This is a genomic window from Leptolyngbya sp. UWPOB_LEPTO1, from assembly GCF_017302695.1.
Taxonomy (GTDB): Bacteria; Cyanobacteriota; Cyanobacteriia; order Leptolyngbyales; family Leptolyngbyaceae; genus Leptolyngbya; species Leptolyngbya boryana.
The window spans coordinates 16,615-32,578 of the sequence record NZ_JAFLCJ010000005.1 but is presented as its reverse complement, the minus strand read 5'-3'; the positions used below and the strand labels follow the sequence as shown (position 1 = coordinate 32,578).

14 protein-coding genes are annotated in these 15,964 nt (G+C 47.1%); 6 read left to right on the top strand and 8 right to left on the bottom strand.

What is annotated here, in order from left to right; genetic code table 11:
* Positions 1 to 53: 53 nt before the first annotated feature.
* Together J0L70_RS09485 and J0L70_RS09480 are read right to left on the bottom strand one after the other, a co-directional pair.
* Positions 54 to 1,025, bottom strand: a complete 972-nt coding sequence (locus J0L70_RS09485) for an NAD(P)-dependent alcohol dehydrogenase (RefSeq protein WP_287454213.1) — start codon at positions 1,023 to 1,025, stop codon at positions 54 to 56.
* A 35-nt stretch (positions 1,026 to 1,060) separates the two neighbouring features.
* A complete protein-coding gene (locus tag J0L70_RS09480; protein WP_017286206.1) occupies positions 1,061 to 1,561 on the bottom strand; it encodes a hypothetical protein in 501 nt (166 codons plus the stop codon).
* Between the two features lie 312 nt (positions 1,562 to 1,873).
* On the opposite strand from J0L70_RS09480, the gene J0L70_RS09475 reads away from it, so the two are divergent.
* Both J0L70_RS09475 and J0L70_RS09470 read left to right on the top strand, forming a co-directional pair.
* Positions 1,874 to 4,240 carry a TonB-dependent hemoglobin/transferrin/lactoferrin family receptor gene (locus J0L70_RS09475; RefSeq protein ID WP_287454212.1) on the top strand — a complete coding sequence of 789 codons (2,367 nt, stop codon included), beginning with the start codon at positions 1,874 to 1,876 and terminating at the stop codon, positions 4,238 to 4,240.
* A 3-nt stretch (positions 4,241 to 4,243) separates the two neighbouring features.
* Positions 4,244 to 5,107, top strand: coding sequence for an ABC transporter substrate-binding protein (locus J0L70_RS09470; RefSeq protein ID WP_287454210.1), 864 nt, complete (start codon positions 4,244 to 4,246; stop codon positions 5,105 to 5,107).
* Here the strand turns inward: J0L70_RS09470 and J0L70_RS09465 are convergent.
* Together J0L70_RS09465 and J0L70_RS09460 are read right to left on the bottom strand one after the other, a co-directional pair.
* Positions 5,084 to 5,890, bottom strand: coding sequence for an ABC transporter ATP-binding protein (locus tag J0L70_RS09465; protein ID WP_017286203.1), 807 nt, complete (start codon positions 5,888 to 5,890; stop codon positions 5,084 to 5,086). The two genes, J0L70_RS09470 and J0L70_RS09465, sit on opposite strands and share 24 nt — an antisense overlap.
* Positions 5,890 to 6,942, bottom strand: a complete 1,053-nt coding sequence (locus J0L70_RS09460; protein WP_287454208.1) for a FecCD family ABC transporter permease — start codon at positions 6,940 to 6,942, stop codon at positions 5,890 to 5,892. The genes J0L70_RS09465 and J0L70_RS09460 overlap by 1 nt, the downstream gene beginning before the upstream one ends.
* Positions 6,943 to 7,474: 532 nt before the next feature.
* On the opposite strand from J0L70_RS09460, the gene J0L70_RS09455 reads away from it, so the two are divergent.
* The 3 genes from J0L70_RS09455 to J0L70_RS09445 all read left to right on the top strand — a co-directional run bounded on the left by J0L70_RS09455 (position 7,475) and on the right by J0L70_RS09445 (position 9,748).
* The gene (locus J0L70_RS09455; RefSeq protein WP_172412512.1) at positions 7,475 to 7,633 is read left to right on the top strand and encodes an NADPH-dependent FMN reductase family protein; all 159 of its coding nucleotides are present in this window, start codon (positions 7,475 to 7,477) and stop codon (positions 7,631 to 7,633) included.
* Between the two features lie 63 nt (positions 7,634 to 7,696).
* The gene (locus J0L70_RS09450) at positions 7,697 to 8,725 is read left to right on the top strand and encodes a chlorophyll a/b binding light-harvesting protein (protein WP_190652403.1); all 1,029 of its coding nucleotides are present in this window, start codon (positions 7,697 to 7,699) and stop codon (positions 8,723 to 8,725) included.
* 411 nt (positions 8,726 to 9,136) lie between these two features.
* Complete coding sequence (locus tag J0L70_RS09445; RefSeq protein WP_287454206.1) at positions 9,137 to 9,748, top strand: Crp/Fnr family transcriptional regulator; 612 nt, start codon at positions 9,137 to 9,139, stop codon at positions 9,746 to 9,748.
* A gap of 357 nt (positions 9,749 to 10,105) precedes the next feature.
* Here the strand turns inward: J0L70_RS09445 and J0L70_RS09440 are convergent, their stop codons facing one another.
* Positions 10,106 to 10,507: an ExbD/TolR family protein gene (locus tag J0L70_RS09440; RefSeq protein ID WP_017286198.1), complete on the bottom strand. Its 402-nt coding sequence runs from the start codon at positions 10,505 to 10,507 to the stop codon at positions 10,106 to 10,108.
* A 14-nt stretch (positions 10,508 to 10,521) separates the two neighbouring features.
* Complete coding sequence (locus J0L70_RS09435; protein WP_017286197.1) at positions 10,522 to 11,163, bottom strand: MotA/TolQ/ExbB proton channel family protein; 642 nt, start codon at positions 11,161 to 11,163, stop codon at positions 10,522 to 10,524.
* A 276-nt stretch (positions 11,164 to 11,439) separates the two neighbouring features.
* Between J0L70_RS09435 and J0L70_RS09430 the strand changes: the two genes are divergently transcribed.
* Complete coding sequence (locus J0L70_RS09430; protein WP_287454205.1) at positions 11,440 to 12,924, top strand: energy transducer TonB family protein; 1,485 nt, start codon at positions 11,440 to 11,442, stop codon at positions 12,922 to 12,924.
* 21 nt (positions 12,925 to 12,945) lie between these two features.
* On the opposite strand, the gene J0L70_RS09425 is transcribed toward J0L70_RS09430, so the two are convergent.
* On the bottom strand, positions 12,946 to 14,967 hold the full coding sequence (locus J0L70_RS09425) for an iron ABC transporter permease (RefSeq protein WP_287454203.1): 2,022 nt from the start codon (positions 14,965 to 14,967) through the stop codon (positions 12,946 to 12,948).
* Positions 14,964 to 15,881 (bottom strand): ABC transporter substrate-binding protein, encoded by a 918-nt coding sequence (locus J0L70_RS09420; RefSeq protein WP_287454202.1) that lies wholly within the window; start codon positions 15,879 to 15,881, stop codon positions 14,964 to 14,966. Before J0L70_RS09420 ends, J0L70_RS09425 begins: the two co-directional genes overlap by 4 nt.
* Positions 15,882 to 15,964: the final 83 nt, after the last annotated feature.

Sequence of the window (15,964 nt, the reverse complement as noted above, 5' to 3'; positions counted from 1 at the left end):
GACCTGATTGCGTCGGTTTGATTCATTACTCAGTTGTTCCATGCCCTTCTCGCTCAAACTCGAATCGCAACTTTCCCGGTTACTTGTCGCTGTTCGAGACGGCGAATCGCGGTAGGAAGTTCGCTCAATGGGTAACACTGATCAATCAGAGGCATGAGCTTTCCAGCTTCCATCCATGCCTTCAGAGTGAGTAGATCGGTTTGATTTGGCTTGACCGCAAAACCTTTTACTTTTCGACGGCTGATGCTGGAAATGATAGATCCAAACAATAGCACCTGGAACAGTCGAACTGTTGAACCACCGACCATCACATAAGTCCCTTGAGGAACTAATGCTGGTAAATAGTCGAAAACAGAGCGGAAACCCGCAGCATCTAGCATCAAGTCGTATTGCTGTCTCGCTTGAGTAATGTCGATTTGCGTATAGTCAATGACGTGATCAGCCCCAAGCGATCGCACTTTTTCTAGTTTCTGCGAATTGCAAACCGCCGTCACTTCAGCCCCCAGAATTTTCGCAATCTGAACCGCAAACGATCCAACCCCACCAGACGCACCATTAATTAACACTCGCTGCCCTAGCTGAAGCTGTCCCACATCCCGCAATCCTTGCAAAGCGGTTAACGCAGCTCCGGGCACAGTCGCAGCCTCTTCAAAGCTTGCCGTGATCGGCTTATGCACTAATGCCGTTTCAGGACAACAGACATACTCAGCAAATGCCCCAAATCCACACTCCGACAAATCCCCAAACACTTCATCTCCCGGATTGAACTGAGTAACTGCTTTGCCCACGGCTTCTACGCGTCCTGCAACATCAAAACCGAGAATCTTGAACTTGGGCTTGAGTAGCGATCCATAGATAAAACGAACTAGAAAAGGACTACCCCGCATCAGATGCCAATCGCCCGAATTGACGGATGTCGCATGAACTCTAACGAGTACACTCTGATCCGTCATCGTCGGTGAATCGACCTCCTGTAAGCTCAGGGTATCGGATGAACCATATTGGGTCTGAACGATCGCTTTCATAAATTGACCTCAGTGATAGATTACGCAACATCTGATCAACGACAAGTGCCTGCAGTCGATCGTACAAAATTTCCCCGGCTCAAATAGTGAACGATTTGCATTTGCTGGGGCTGTCCACGAGTAGGACGCAAGCTGGCGTAGAGTCCATGTGTAGAACTGCTAACAGAATAAAGCCGAAACCCATTGTTAGATTGACCGCGAAACACACCTGTAAAGGGGAACTTAGAATAGTCCGCATCTGGAGCAATGTCCTCCAGATTATTGACTCGGACGCGATTCAAGAGAGTTTGGAGGTTTCCTGCGCGATCACGACGCTGCACCGTCATATTGATCGAGGTTCCGATCGGATTTTGAGGGCGATCAGACGTGGGATTTGGCACGATGCCATTGAGTCGATAGATTAAACTACTGCCTTGATCGAGCAGAATCGTGGCTTCGCAAGTCATGGGTTTGGGTAAGACTTGAGCCGTTGCAGGCAAAACTGCACCTGCTACCAATCCAGCTAAAAGTACAGGCGCGAATACTTTAAATACCATAGGATAACTCAACCTTGATTAGGGTAATGATCGTAGGGCAGAGAACTTTGTTAGGTTTACGTTTATAGCTGATGAGGATATGCATACAGACCATCGGACACTCGAATAATTCACGTCAGTGAAGCGAATACGATACAGCTTATTGACATTTAGTTTCATTTGTGAAATTCTGTGTTTAAGTTGATGAAAATTCTTCTCATTTATTAAGGAGGGAAGAGGAGCCGATCTGCAAGAATCGTGCTTCTCCACACTGCGCTATTCAATTTCCTCAGATGCTTGTCTTACAGTCGTTTACTGAACTTAATTTACTCCATGAAATTCAATCTAATCGGGTTGAACGGGCTGCTTCTGAGTGCGCTTCTTGCTGCCCCTGTACTTGCTCTAGATGAGAATCAGCATCAGGAAGCTCTTGAGAAGGGAAAAATTCCGACGCAGCTATCAGAGTTCGATCGCCCAATTACTGAAGCGCAGCAACTTTCTCAAAGCTCGATCGAGCTTGAAGCTAATTCTTCAGAAGTCCCTGAAGAAGAGATTACAGTGACAGGAACCCGAACCCCTCGTTCTGTAAGGCTCTCTCCGTCAACGGTGAATGTGATTACGAATCAGGAAATTGATCAAAACTTAGTTCAAGACTTGCGAGATTTATTTCGCTATGAGCCAAATGTTGGAGTCGGAAGCAATCGGCGCTATGGGATTCAGGATATTACGATTCGGGGGCTAGGTGGCAATCGAGTTCTGATTCAGACTGATGGGATTCGCGCTCCGAGTCAGTTTACTTTTGGGACAACTTCAGTCGGGCGGGACTATGTTGAGCTTGAAACTTTGCAAAGAGCAGAAGTGATTCGGGGAGCGGCTTCGGCGCTGTATGGCAGTGATGCATTGGGTGGAGTCGTGACGTTTAGAACGATCGAGCCTTCAGATCTGCTGAATCAGTTTGGTAAGCGGGATTCGCTGTCTGTTTTATCAACGAGCTTTGATAGTGCCGATCGCGGTTTTGTCTTTAATGGTTTGACTGCGAATCGGATCGGAAACTTAGAGCTTTTGCTCGGGTATACTCGTCGCGATAGTCAAGAAGCAAGAGTTCCAGGAAATAACGACTTTGTAGACGATCGAGGAGTGGGGCGAAATAACTATCTGGGTAAGCTAGTTTATCGTTTGAGTGAGACGAGTAGCCTTGACTTTACTGTAGAGCGATTTCTGAATTTTGATGACTTTAATGTCAGTCCGTTGACGGTTCGAGATTTGATCAGCCCAACCGGATTTCGGGGGCAGGATGAGACGATCGCTTATACGACATCGCGATCGCGCTTCAGCTTAGCTTACAACTTTGATGATCCGAACAGTCGTAGCTTTTTAAGTGGAGCAAAGCTCCAGCTTTACTATCAGAATGTGAAAATTGAAGAGGAGCGTGTTCAGGACTTTGTACGCACAGGCGCGGGAGTCGATCGACGACGATTGCGGAACTTAGAGAATTTATTTGTCGATCGAGTGTTGGGTGGCGGTGTGCAGCTTCAGAGCCAGTTCAATCTTGGCACTGTTGCAAATCGGTTAACCTATGGGATTGATGTTTCAACGACTCGAAATGAGCGGACTCGTGACGGGATTGAGCAGCGATTTAATGCAGTTGGAACTGCGATCGCAACGACGAATGTGATTGGTGCGGATAACTTTCCGGTTAAGGATTTTCCCGATTCCGATACTTTTCGATTTGGAGCGTATCTTCAGAACGAAATTGAATTTGGTAAGGCTTTTACCCTGATTCCGGGTGTAAGATTTGATGCTTATCGATTAGAGACTCGCCCAGATGCGCTCTATGCCCGGAATCCGGGTGCTGTCTCTGCGGATCTCTCCTCGTCTTCGGTTTCGCCAAGCTTAGGATTTGTTTGGCAGACCACCCCTCAACTTGCGATCGTGGGTCGATATGCGCGAGGATTTCGTGCTCCGCTCTACAGTGAGATTAATGCTGGATTCACGAATCTCACTAGCCCAACATTTCGCTATAAAACGCTCTCAAATCCTGATCTAGAACCAGAGACAAGCAATGGGTTTGAACTCGGCTTGCGGGGTGGATTTTCGCAGTTTAACTTTAGTTTGACAGGCTTCTACAACCGCTATGACAATTTCATTGAGCGATTAGCAAATGTGGGGCAAAGTTTGACGATCGTACCGGGATTACCTGTTGCTCTGTTTCAGTCTCGTAATATAGCAAAAGCTAGAATCTACGGGGTTGAACTCAGTGGACAGTATCGCTTCAGCCCGAAACCTCACGGATTAAGCTTACTCGCGAGTTTAGGATGGACTGTGGGAGATAATCTAACCACGGATCAACCCTTAGACAGTGTAGAGCCTTTTAAAGCGGTTGTTGGATTGCGCTATCGTGCGCCAGAGGATCGATGGGGAGCAGAGTTGATTGGGAGCTTTGTCGCAAAGCCAAGACTCAGTGACAGTCGTCCTGCTAGCTCATTTACACCTTCTGCTTATACGGTAGTCGATTTGACGGGGTTCTACAATATCACGCCGTTAATTAGCTTTAATGTTGGAGTGTTCAATCTATTCAATGCAGAATATTTTGAATATCAGGATGTGAGAACCTTAATCAATGCTGCTGCACCGAGAGATCTCGATCGATTCGCTCAACCCGGTACAAGTGTTCGTGCAGGCTTTACTTATCGGTTTTAACCTATGAAATTTACTCCCTTGCTCCTAGTCCTGCTGCTAGCGGCTTGTCAAGCACCCGCGCCGCCTGTCAGCCAGGCTCCAACGTCTCAAACTCAGCCTGAGATCAAAACGGCTTCTAAGGTGGTTGCTCTAACTTCCTTATCCGCAGATATTGTAAATCGGTTGGATAAAACAAAGCTAGTTGCGATTTCTGGGAGTCGATTGGTCAATCAAAACCCTGACTTTGCTCAATTGCCGCGAGTCAGTGAAGGACGGACGCCACCGAACTTAGAAAAGATTGTCGCCCTCAAACCGGATCTAGTAATTGGCGCAAAAGGATTTCACGATCAAGCATTGGCAAAGCTACAAGAATCTGGGATTCAAACCTTAGCAACTGAAGTGAATAGTTGGCGATCGCTTTCTGAACTCACTCGCACGATCGCAACAGCGCTGAATGCGAATCCCGACCCCTTAATTCAAAGCTATCAAGCCTTGCTAGAGCCTAAGCCTGCTCAAACTTCATCTGTGTTAGTTTTAGCGAGTCGGCAACCGATCCTTTCGCCCAATAAGTCAAGCTGGGCAGGCGATCTACTCAATCAGTTTGCTGTTAAAAACGTAACCGCGGAGTTGCAGGGGTCATCTGAATTTAATGGTTATGTGACGCTCTCACCGGAGAAGCTGCTTCAGATCAATCCAGAGAAAATCATCCTCATCGATACGGGAGAAGGTGAGATCAATCAACTCAAATCGCAATCGTTTTGGAGTCAGTTAAAAGCAGTCCAGCAGCAGCAGGTTTATACAATGGATTACTTTGGATTAGTCAATCCTGGAAGTATTCGCGAGATCGAAGAAGCTTGCAAAAAACTAAAAGAGACTGTTTTCCGGTGATAGAGAATGCAATGGGCAGATTTGCAGTCCTACAGGAGTGTCTAAAATCAGAGCTTGAATCCCAAACACTTCTGCTAAGCGATCGACAGTGAACACTTGATTCGGCTGACCCATTGCATTCAAATAACCTTCTTTCAGCAAACCAATACGATCGCTATATCTCGCTGCAAGATTCAACTCATGCAGAACCGTGATGATTGTAATTTGATGATCACGGTTCAACCTGCGTAAAAGTTCTAATAGTTCTAACTGATAGTGGACATCGAGATAAGTGGTTGGTTCATCTAGCAGTAAAATCTTAGGTTCTTGTGCCAATGCTAAGGCTAAAAAAGCGCGTTGTCGTTCTCCACCTGAAAGTTCTTCGACGGGACGATCGATAAAACCTTGAAGCTGAGTTTGCTCGATCGCAGTTCTTACTTTTTGCTGGTCTAAAGCGTTTAGCTCCCACTGCCACCAAGCCTGATGGGGAGCACGTCCTAGTGCGACTAATTGTTCTACGGTCAGTCCTTCGGGAATGGTTTGTTGTTGAGGCAAGAGAGAAAGCCGTTGAGCAACGATACGCGGTGGTTGCTGATGAATTGCTTTACCATCAAGCAAAACGGCTCCATGCGTCGGTGTAAGAATTCGACTGAGCAGCCGTAATAGAGTAGATTTACCTGAACCATTTGCACCGACTAAGCTTAACCATTCTCCCGCAATCAGAGACAGGTGAATATCCTGTACGATCGTGCGATCACCATATCCCCCGGTCAGTTGCTGAGTTTCTAAAAGTGGAATCTGCATCAAAATACTCCTTGGCGACGGCGGTAAAGTAACCAAATGAACAACGGGGAGCCGAGCAAGGCAGTCACAGCACCGACTGGAAATTCAATCGAGCCAATTCGACAAAGTAAATCTGCCAATGTCAGAACTAATGCACCCGCGATTGCGCTCGTTGGCAACACCCAACGATAATCATTGCCAATGATCAATCGCACCCCATGCGGCACAACTAATCCGACAAATCCAATCAATCCCGAAATACTCACTGCGCTTGCCGCTAGTAGACTTGCAGTGGCTCCAATTAAAATTCTCGATCGAACTAATGACACGCCCAAACTCACTGCCATCTCGTTCCCTAAATTGAGTAAGTTGATCGTCTTACCCAGTAAACATCCACTGATCAGCGCGATCACAACGTAGGGCGCAACCAGATGAAGTTCTGCCCAGCCGCGCCCATTCAAGCTTCCGATTAACCAATTCAGAACGCCTTGTACCTGTCCTTCATCTGCGAATAGCAGCAGCAACGTTTGAGCAGAACCGGATAGAGTCGCGATCGCGATTCCGCCCAGAATCAATCGCTCACTCACAATTCGTCCTCCTTGATAGCCCAGGGCAAACACGATCGTCACTGAAATGAGCGCACCTATCCAAGCACCCATGGGAACGAGTGCCTGCGCTTTCAAGACTGTAATCAGAATAACAGCAATCAGACCAGCACCAGATGAAATGCCTAACACAAAGGAGTCTGCCAAACTATTTCGGAGCATTCCTTGTAGCATCGCTCCCGACATACCCAGTGAAGCACCAACTAACACGCCTGACATAATCCTAGGAATTCTCAAATCCCAGATGATTGTTTGCTGTGTTGCCTCACCTTGTCGGAATAAAGCTTGCCATAGTTCAATAACATTCAGTTTGATAGCGCCTTGGGACAGGGCAAGAATCATGGTGAGAACTAATGCGATGATCAGTCCAAGGGTGAGCAAGAGCGCTCTAAACGTAGCAGAATGGTGCTGAAAAGCTCGCGAATTAGCAGAATTCGGCTCCCCTTTTCGCAAGTCCTTTTTAACCATAAACAGTCCATCTCCAACTTTTAATCTTCAATTTTGACTCTGACTGCAACAGCTAACTGAAATTGTCACACTCAATACTTGTCATTCTACAGTCTCTCATTTAATCTGAGATTAATTCTCAATAGCTTGCTATTGAATTTGTGCGGACGATCGTTCATTCGCAATTCGTTATTTAAGGAGAAAAGGCACAGACGCAAATTTCTATTGATTCTGGAACAAGAATCCAACCCAACTGATTTGACCGTAGATGAGCATATTCAGCTCAATCTAATTTCACTTCGGTTGTAGGGTACTCTCCTCCCTCACGCTACAACCGGAGCTTTTTTGTATTTATTCGCTGCTATACTACCCATCTTAATATTATTTAATGATTAACTATTGAGGATTTATCGCAGTAAAAATGCTAAACTCTGTTTTGAAATTATTGAGACTTATAGTCAATAAATTGACATTTTTTGACTCTCCTCAATGAGGTAGATGGAATGACTAGCATCACAGTTCAAAGAAATTTGGCGGCGATTCAGTTGTGGATTTGGATATTTCTAACGCAGGCTATGAGCATAGTCAATCGAAAGCGGTGAGAGGGAATCCGTTCTGCGGACTCGCAATCGATGAAGATAACCCATCCGATCTCACAGACGATCGCGTTCAAGCTTGGGTCACTCAACTGAAAACAGACTTTGGCATTTAGTCGAGTGATCCGTTGTTCATGCTGAAGATCTCAGCACACTCTAACTTAGGAGAAAAATAAATCATGCAAAGTTACGGAAATTCGGAAGTTCAATATGATTGGTGGGCAGGAAATGCCCGGTTTGCCAATCTATCGGGCTTATTCATTGCAGCTCACGTTGCTCAAGCTGCCCTCATTACGTTTTGGGCTGGAGCGTTTACGCTATTTGAAATCTCGCGCTATTCGCCAGAGCTTCCCATGGGTGCACAAGGATTGATCTTACTGCCGCACCTTGCAACTTTGGGGTTAGGAGTCGGTAAAGGGGGACAAATCGTCGATACCTATCCTTACTTTGTTGTGGGTGCAGTTCATTTGATTTCTTCTGCGGTATTGGGAGCAGGAGCATTGTTCCACACCTTCAGAGCGCCGCAAGATCTCAAAAAAGCAACAGGACAAGCACGGAAGTTCCACTTTGAGTGGGAAAAGCCTGAAACCCTCGGGTTTATCTTAGGTCATCATCTCTTGTTGTTAGGGATCGGCGCATTGTTGCTCGTTACCAAAGCAATGTTCTTCGGTGGAATCTATGATGCGACGATTCAAGATGTTCGTGTCGTGACTGAGCCAACGCTGAATCCAGCAATCATCTATGGATATCAAACGCATTTTGCTAGTGTAAATAACTTGGAAGATTTGGTCGGAGGACATGTCTATGTTGGATTGCTGCTCATCGGCGGTGGAATCTGGCATATTCTTGTTCCACCATTAAAGTGGGCAAGAAATCTGTTGATCTTTTCGGGTGAGGCGATTCTCTCGTATTCTTTGGGTGGAATTGCGCTTGCTGGATTTGTTGCGGCTTACTTCTGTGCAGTGAATACACTTGCTTATCCGGTTGAGTTCTACGGACCTGCACTCGAAGTTAAGCTCGGAATCACGCCTTACTTTGCGGATACCGTTCAGTTACCCATGGGCGCTCATACTCCCCGCTCTTGGTTAGCAAATGCTCATTTCTTCTTGGCGTTCTTCTTCTTACAAGGGCATCTCTGGCACGCCCTTCGAGCCATGGGCTTCGACTTCAAGCGAATTGAGAAAGCATTGAATTCAGTGCAAGTCTAGACCTTGATTTCTGATGATGGAGGAGGATTGTTCCTCTTCCGTCGATCGTACTTCAGCCATGATTTAGGAAGACCCGATGAACCATAGACCGAAAATTGAGTGGGTGAATGCTAGTCAGGAACACAGCCATCATGAACTATCTCGTTCAACTTTGCCAGGTTTTCTTCTGCTGCTTTTGCATTTTTGCACTGTTAACGGGTTTCCTTTTTAGTCTTAGTTGGGCAGGACAAGACGGAATGAGGCGATTGAGGAGGCTGCATCGAATTCCTTGTAGTCGCTGTGCTTACTTCACCGGAGATTACAACCTGAAATGCACAGTTCGACCCTGTGAAGCTCTGACTGAGGCTGCTATCCAGTGTCGAGATTTTGAACCCTGCTTTGTGAGTCCAGCTATTTCCAGACCTAAGAAACATGCTCTTTACTCTTTCAACCGCTACCGCTAAGACCCATTCTGAAGAACGGTATTTCTCCTTGATCCCTCCCTGTGATGTCACTCAAGCGCGATCGTTTCGGTATCGAGAACACTTGCCCTTTACTCGGGATGGTTTGTGGAGAATTGAATCAGGCTATGTCCGAACGATTACTTGGGATGATGAAGGGACGATCTCTGCTTTAGGGATATGGGGAACTGGAGAGGTTGTCGGGCATCAGCTCTCAACGATTACTCCTTACCAGATTGAATGTTTGACTCCAGTGCTAGTCAGAGAAATTCCCTTGTCGGATGATTGCACTCACTTGCTTCTATCTCACCTCCACCAGGTAGAGACCTTGCTGAATGTGACGAGCATCAAGCAGACGATGGTTCGATTGGTCAAGCTTTTAGAATGGTTAGCACAACGATTTGGCAGATTGGATGAGCAGGGATATCTTATTGATATTCCGCTTACCCACCAATGTATTTCCGAGTTAATTGGCGCGACGAGGGTAACTGTGACCCGGTCTTTAAGCGAGTTAAGACGAGCCGGAAAAATTCAGCAACTCTGCCAGCACCGAATTCTTTTACAGAATTTCAGAGCGGTCTGAAATTCATGAAAACAACCCTCAAGTAGATCTGTACGTAAGGTGGTCTGCACAATTAGCGATCGCACAATTGGCGAATCTGCTAATTGTGCGATCGCTAATTGTGTGAAATCCTAGAACGCTAGAAAACTATAACTGCGAGGCTTGCTCTATTTTGCATCTTAGAACTGGTGAGACAAGACAGCATCAGTATGTTTGAATCGACGGACTATCGCCTGATGCTCGTGATTGAATCTATGATCGCCGTACCTAAAAATTAAGTTTTAACGTCAGTCAATCGAAAACTATTGTCTATATAGAGGATGAGCATACTGACTGTCAAACGACGCAGCGTAGTAGATTCACAATCTGTGATCAAGTTCACTTCTTCTTCGTTGCGATCGCCATTTTTACCCCATCAATTTTGCGAATTTCGTCCATGACTGCCACAAGTTGACCATGCTGCACTTTTTCATCGGCATTGATCACGACCACCGCTTGCTGATTCGCTTGCACCAAAGTTTTTACCCCGACTTGGAGGTCTGAAATCTGGACAGGGCGCTTGTTTAACGCAATTTCTCCATCCGGCTGAATGCTAACAGCAATTCTTGTTTGCTGCTGAATCTTAGCGGTTGCTGCTTGGGGAAGATTCACCGGTAAGCCTTCTGATCGGGTTAAAAACAAAGTCGAAACAATGAAAAAAGTGAGTAGTGCAAACACCACATCAATCATCGGCACAATATTGATCTGAGGCGGTTGATCGTTTTCTTCAGGAAATAGCATAAGACTTCATTCAGTTAGGAGACTCGGCGGGTTTCGTAGCGGCGATCGTAGATGAGTTCAAATCGATTGGCATATTCCTCAATCAGCGCTGTCTGGCGAGTAAAGAACCCGCGAAAGATGCTAACTGCAAACAAGTTAAAGATCGCGACAATCAGTCCTGATGCAGTCGAAACTAGAGCTTCACTGATCCCACCCGTTACGCCTGCGGTTTGGCTCCCGCCAACATTGCCGATGTTCAGCGACGAGAAGGAAACGATTAATCCCGTGACTGTGCCGAGCAATCCAAACAATGGAGATAAGCCCACAATCGTATCGAAGATGTTGGTAAATCGCTTCATTCCTGGCACTTCTGCCTGTGCTTCTGCTTTCATCGCCAAACTAAACTGTTCTGGAGTAGGACGATCAAGCGAGAGTGCCGATAGCAAAATCCGAGCCGCAGGCAGATCAAGGTTCTTTTTCAAAACCGCGATCGCTTCTGCCACATCATTTTCCTGATAGAGCATCAACACGCGCTGCATCATCTTCGGTTGACGTTTGATAATGCGACTCCAATAGCGCGATCGCTCAATGATCAAGCCAATCGCCGTAATGGAAAACAATAGCAAGGGGATCATAACAACCCCGCCTGCTTTCAGAATCTCGATCGCGTTACTCATTCCTAAACTCCAACCTACTCTGATAACTGTTCAAAGGCTTGTGAATGCGAAAAACTGTGCTGAAGCGGCAAAATATTCATAGAGCAGCGTAGAACCAAATGAAACTAATTGTCAAGTATTTTTACCTGCTTGCGGATCTGAAAACCGCCAAATTTTATTTGAAAACAGGCATTCTTAGAGTATGATTTCATTCTTGATCAACCATTGACAGATGTTAGGCGAGCTACTAGCCTGAGATCAGAAAAATCATCTGATGCAATTTATTGTCAATATTTTATGAGCATTGTTCCAGAAATCGCCGAGCAGCGTCAGAAAGAAGCACTAGGACTGAAGCGGTTTTTGCCCTTTAGTTTTACGGGCGCGATCGCATTGCATCTTATCTTGATCCCGTTGTTGGTGATGTTTTGGAAACCAAATTTAGAAGCGACGATTGCAGAACAGGAAATTGAAATCATTGCTGAGGATCAACCTGATGAAGCTCCCCCTGAAACAGATGCTTCTACATCAGTAGAAGCAGGAGGGAGTGGAGGTGGTTCAGAACAGTTCTCACTCTTTAACCCAAATCCTAGTACCCCTCCACCGAATGAAATTGCACAAGCGATCCCCGAACCTGTTCTTGTGCCTGCTCCGACCGTAGAGCCAGAAATTATAGAACCGACTCCCGTTCCTGATCCAACTCCGACCCCTGTACCGAGTCCAACGCCAAGTCCAACGCCAAGTCCAACGCCAAGCCCAACACCAAGCCCAACACCGACTCCTGTACCCAGTCCAACTCCGACCCCTGCACCCAGTCCGAGTCCAACGCCGAGTTCAACCCCGACTCCGAGCACCTCTGCAAGTCCTGCATCGAGTCCAACGACCTCACCCACCACACAAGCAAGCAAGCAAACGCCTGGAACTAGCACCGGAATCGGCAATGGAACTGGCAATGGAACTGGCAATGGCACGGGTAACGGGATCGGAAATCGGGGTGCGGGTAACGGGATCGGCAATGGCACGGGTAACGGAACTGGCAACAGTACAGGCTCCGGACAGCAAGGTCGCCCGAGTCCTTCACCTCAACCTGTTGCGATTCGCCAAGCTCCGCCGCGTGAAGACTCTGACCCGTCCGCTCGTTCTCGCCGCAATCGTCCAAAGTGCAAAAACAACTGCGGCTTAGATGAATATCTTGGGGCAGAAGGTTCAGCCCGATTTGATTTTGATGTTGATAAAGATGGCAATGTGACCAATGTCCGCTTGAGACAATCGAGCGGGAATGCAGAAGTCGATCGTAAAGCGGAAGAAGCCATTCGTCGGCGCAGATATGAAGCTTCAGAAAGTGGTTTTCAAGGTCAACGCATTCGCGTCACCTCTGAACAAGAAGGCTCCGATTTCCAGCGGCAAAATGCTAGTCGTCGTCGCCAAGAAGAACAAGAACGCGCGGCACAAGAAGCAGAACGCGCGGCACAAGAACGCTTAGAGCGAGAGCGTATTCAACGCGAAGCCCAACAGCAACAACCCCCTGCTTCTGCAACTGAACCCATCCAACCACCCCCAACGACTTCACCCTCTCCGACTCCTGCTGCTCCATCCCCTGAACCCGCACCCATAGAAGCTCCACCCGTAGAAGCTCCACTCGAACCTGTTCCAGAAGCCCCGCCTGTAGAGGCTCCACCCCCCGAACCTGTTCCAGAAGCCCCACCCGTAGAAGCTCCACCCCCCGAACCTGCTCCCGCAGAAGCCCCGCCTGCGCAACCGCCTGCGGAGCCGTCCACACCATAATTGATGAGATAAGTTATGGGACTACTTTGTTCGCTTGACTAGAATCAACCACAAAAAATAAGGTGTTCCAATCATGGCGGTTACTAGCCCTGAAGGAATCTCTCTAGGCGCGATCGCAGTTCTTCCGATCACATCGGCAAGGCTGACTAGAATTGCGCCTAAAATGGCAACTAAAGGGACAAGTTGACGGTAACGACCTCCAACTAATAGCCGACCTGCATGAGGTGCAATCAATCCCACAAAGCTAATTGTGCCAACTGTGGAAACGGCAACGGCTGACAGAACCACTGCGATCGCAATCATGGCTGCACGAACTCGTTGCAGAGACATTCCTAGAGTTCGAGGCACATCTTCTCCTAGCGCCAAAACATCTAATCGGCGCGCAAACAACCATACGATCGGCAAGAGTAAAACAGGTAAGACGATCAATCGCCACAGTTCATCCCACTGGCGAGCGTAAGTACTCCCTGACAGCCACACGATCGCTTGTGCAACTCGTAATTTCGCTAGGACTATTAGCACGTTGATCCCAGAAGAACAAAATGCAGAAACGGCGACCCCAACAAGTGCTAACCTCGCTGGCAGTACTCCTTTTTTCCAAGATAGTAAGTAGACCAAGCTAAAAGCACTGACAGCCCCAACGATTGCAGCCAATGAAAGACTCTCAGGAGTCGCATTGGGAACGAAAACCAGAACAATCATTGCTCCTAATCCTGCCCCTGATGTTACGCCAACGATTTCAGGTCCGGCTAACGGATTTCGCACGACTCCTTGAAGCAGCAATCCACTCACCGCTAATGTTGCACCTGCAACCATCGCAACTAACAATCGAGGTAAACGAAGATTTAAAATCACGGTTTGAGATAAGGCAGTGCCTTGACCGGATACCAGATCGATGAGTTGGTCAACACCGATCGTGCGATTGCCGAGTAGGAGTCCTGCGATCGCAATGATGAACAGTAGCCCCATCAAACCCGACAGCAACGCCGGATAGGAGAATCGACGGGAAGAAGTTTGCTGCTGAGTAGAGATAGAAGGCGTATCACCTCCTAATTGTTTTGACGTAGAAGCTAGCCAAATGAGGAAAGGAGCACCGATGAGCGCGGTAATACTTCCGGTTGGGAGATCGTTCAAGTTGGTGGTCAAACTTTGAGCAATAATGTCCGATCCGACTAACATAATTGCGCCCCATAGTGCCGCACCGAGCAGTAATAATTTGTGTTTTCGACATCCCATGAGTTTGACCATATGTGGAGCAACAAGCCCCACGAAGCCAATCGGGCCGGATATACTGACGACGATCGCGGCTAAGAATACAGCTAGCAAGGTACTGAAGATACGGGTGAGTTGGACTGTGTTACCGAGCGATCGGGCGACTTCTTCCCCAAGAGACAACACATCTAAGGATCTTGCCATTCCCAGTAATAAAATTGCGGCAATTGCGACTCTAGGAGCCGCATACTGAACTTTACTCCAGTCAATTTGAACTAAAGAACCCGCTCCCCAGAAGAATAAATCACTGGTTTCATTTTCGTAGATGAGTTGTAGAGTAGCAGTGAAGGCGGACAATGCGAGAGAGACTGCTACTCCTGCAAGTGTTAGGCGGATGGGAGTGGCTCTGACTGCTCCTGCGATCACATAAGCTAAACTTGCAGCAAATAATCCCCCAACTAAAGCGATCAGGGTGGGTGAGATTGAAAATAATCCAGGTGAAAAGATGACAGCCAGCGTAACAGCAAGATAAGCACCTGCATTAATTCCGAGAGTCGCAGGTGAAGCTAAAGGATTACGAGTCATCGTTTGTAAAACAGTGCCTGCCATTCCTAAAGCAGCTCCTGCAAGAATGCCAAGTGTGGCGCGAGGCAACCGAAGATAGCGAACAATGTTGTGTTCGGGCGTATCATTGGGTGAAAAAATAGCCTCGATCACGGTAGCAAGATCTAAGTTTGCTTGTCCTTGGGTAATGTGAATCATGAATAGCACCAGCAACAGCATGGTTCCTAAACCAAAGACCTTAAGAGGTGAAACGATTTGAATCTTCATGTTCCAGTGAGTGTAGCAGTCACTTTTTCAACCAATAATTGAGCGCTTTTAGGGCCACCAAATACCCAAGTTTCTGCGCCAATAGGGTACAACCGTTGCTCCTGGACAAACTTTAATCCTTTCCAGACTGGATTCTCCTGCAATTGCTTGAGGTGAGTGTTATTCTCTCCAGCAATGTAGAGAAAGCTTGCTTGCTCAATTTTGGGGAATGCTTCAATTCCGACAGTATTGAACCCGAAGCGATCGATTTGTCCTTTCCACGCATTTTTTAATCCAATCTGGTTGAGGATTTGTACTGCCATTGCATTATCTGTAAATAGCCGAATCTGGGGAGTTGCTTCGTTGAACTGCCCTAGAATAAAAGAGCGAGTGGGTTGCTTTGAAGAACGCAGACGATCGCTGGCTGCCTGAAAAGTATCTTGCATTTGACGTAACACCGTTTCACCAGCTTCCCGCCGATCGACTCGTTGTGCGATCGCTCTAAACGTCTGTTGCATCTCATCAAACTGGGACAGAGCATTAGAGTCTGGATAAGGGTTAAAAAGCTGTGTTGGCGCGATCGCGGATAAAGCATCGTAGATCGTCTCATGCCGGAGTTGAGTGCCGATGATCAGATCGGGTTGGAGTTGAGCGATCGCTTCTAAACTCGGTTCTTGACGAGTACCCACATCTACCACGGATTCTGCTAGCTTTGGTTCTATATCTACAAAGGTTTTGTAGCCTCGAATGTCTGCGACTCCGATCGGTTGAATTCCTAATGCCAAGAGATTTTCGACATACACCCATTCGAGCGCGACAATACGGCTTGCAGTTGTTGAGATGTTGGAGCGAGATTGATTTTGGCGTGTACAAGAAACTACGGCGGCAGAAGCTAGCGCTGTAACAAGAAACTGCCGCCTACTAAACTGAGACATTGACTTCTCCCCGAATTCTAGTCAAACTACTCTGCTACGTGATGGATTAAACATGTCACTACTCTCTTTTCTTGAGAATTAAT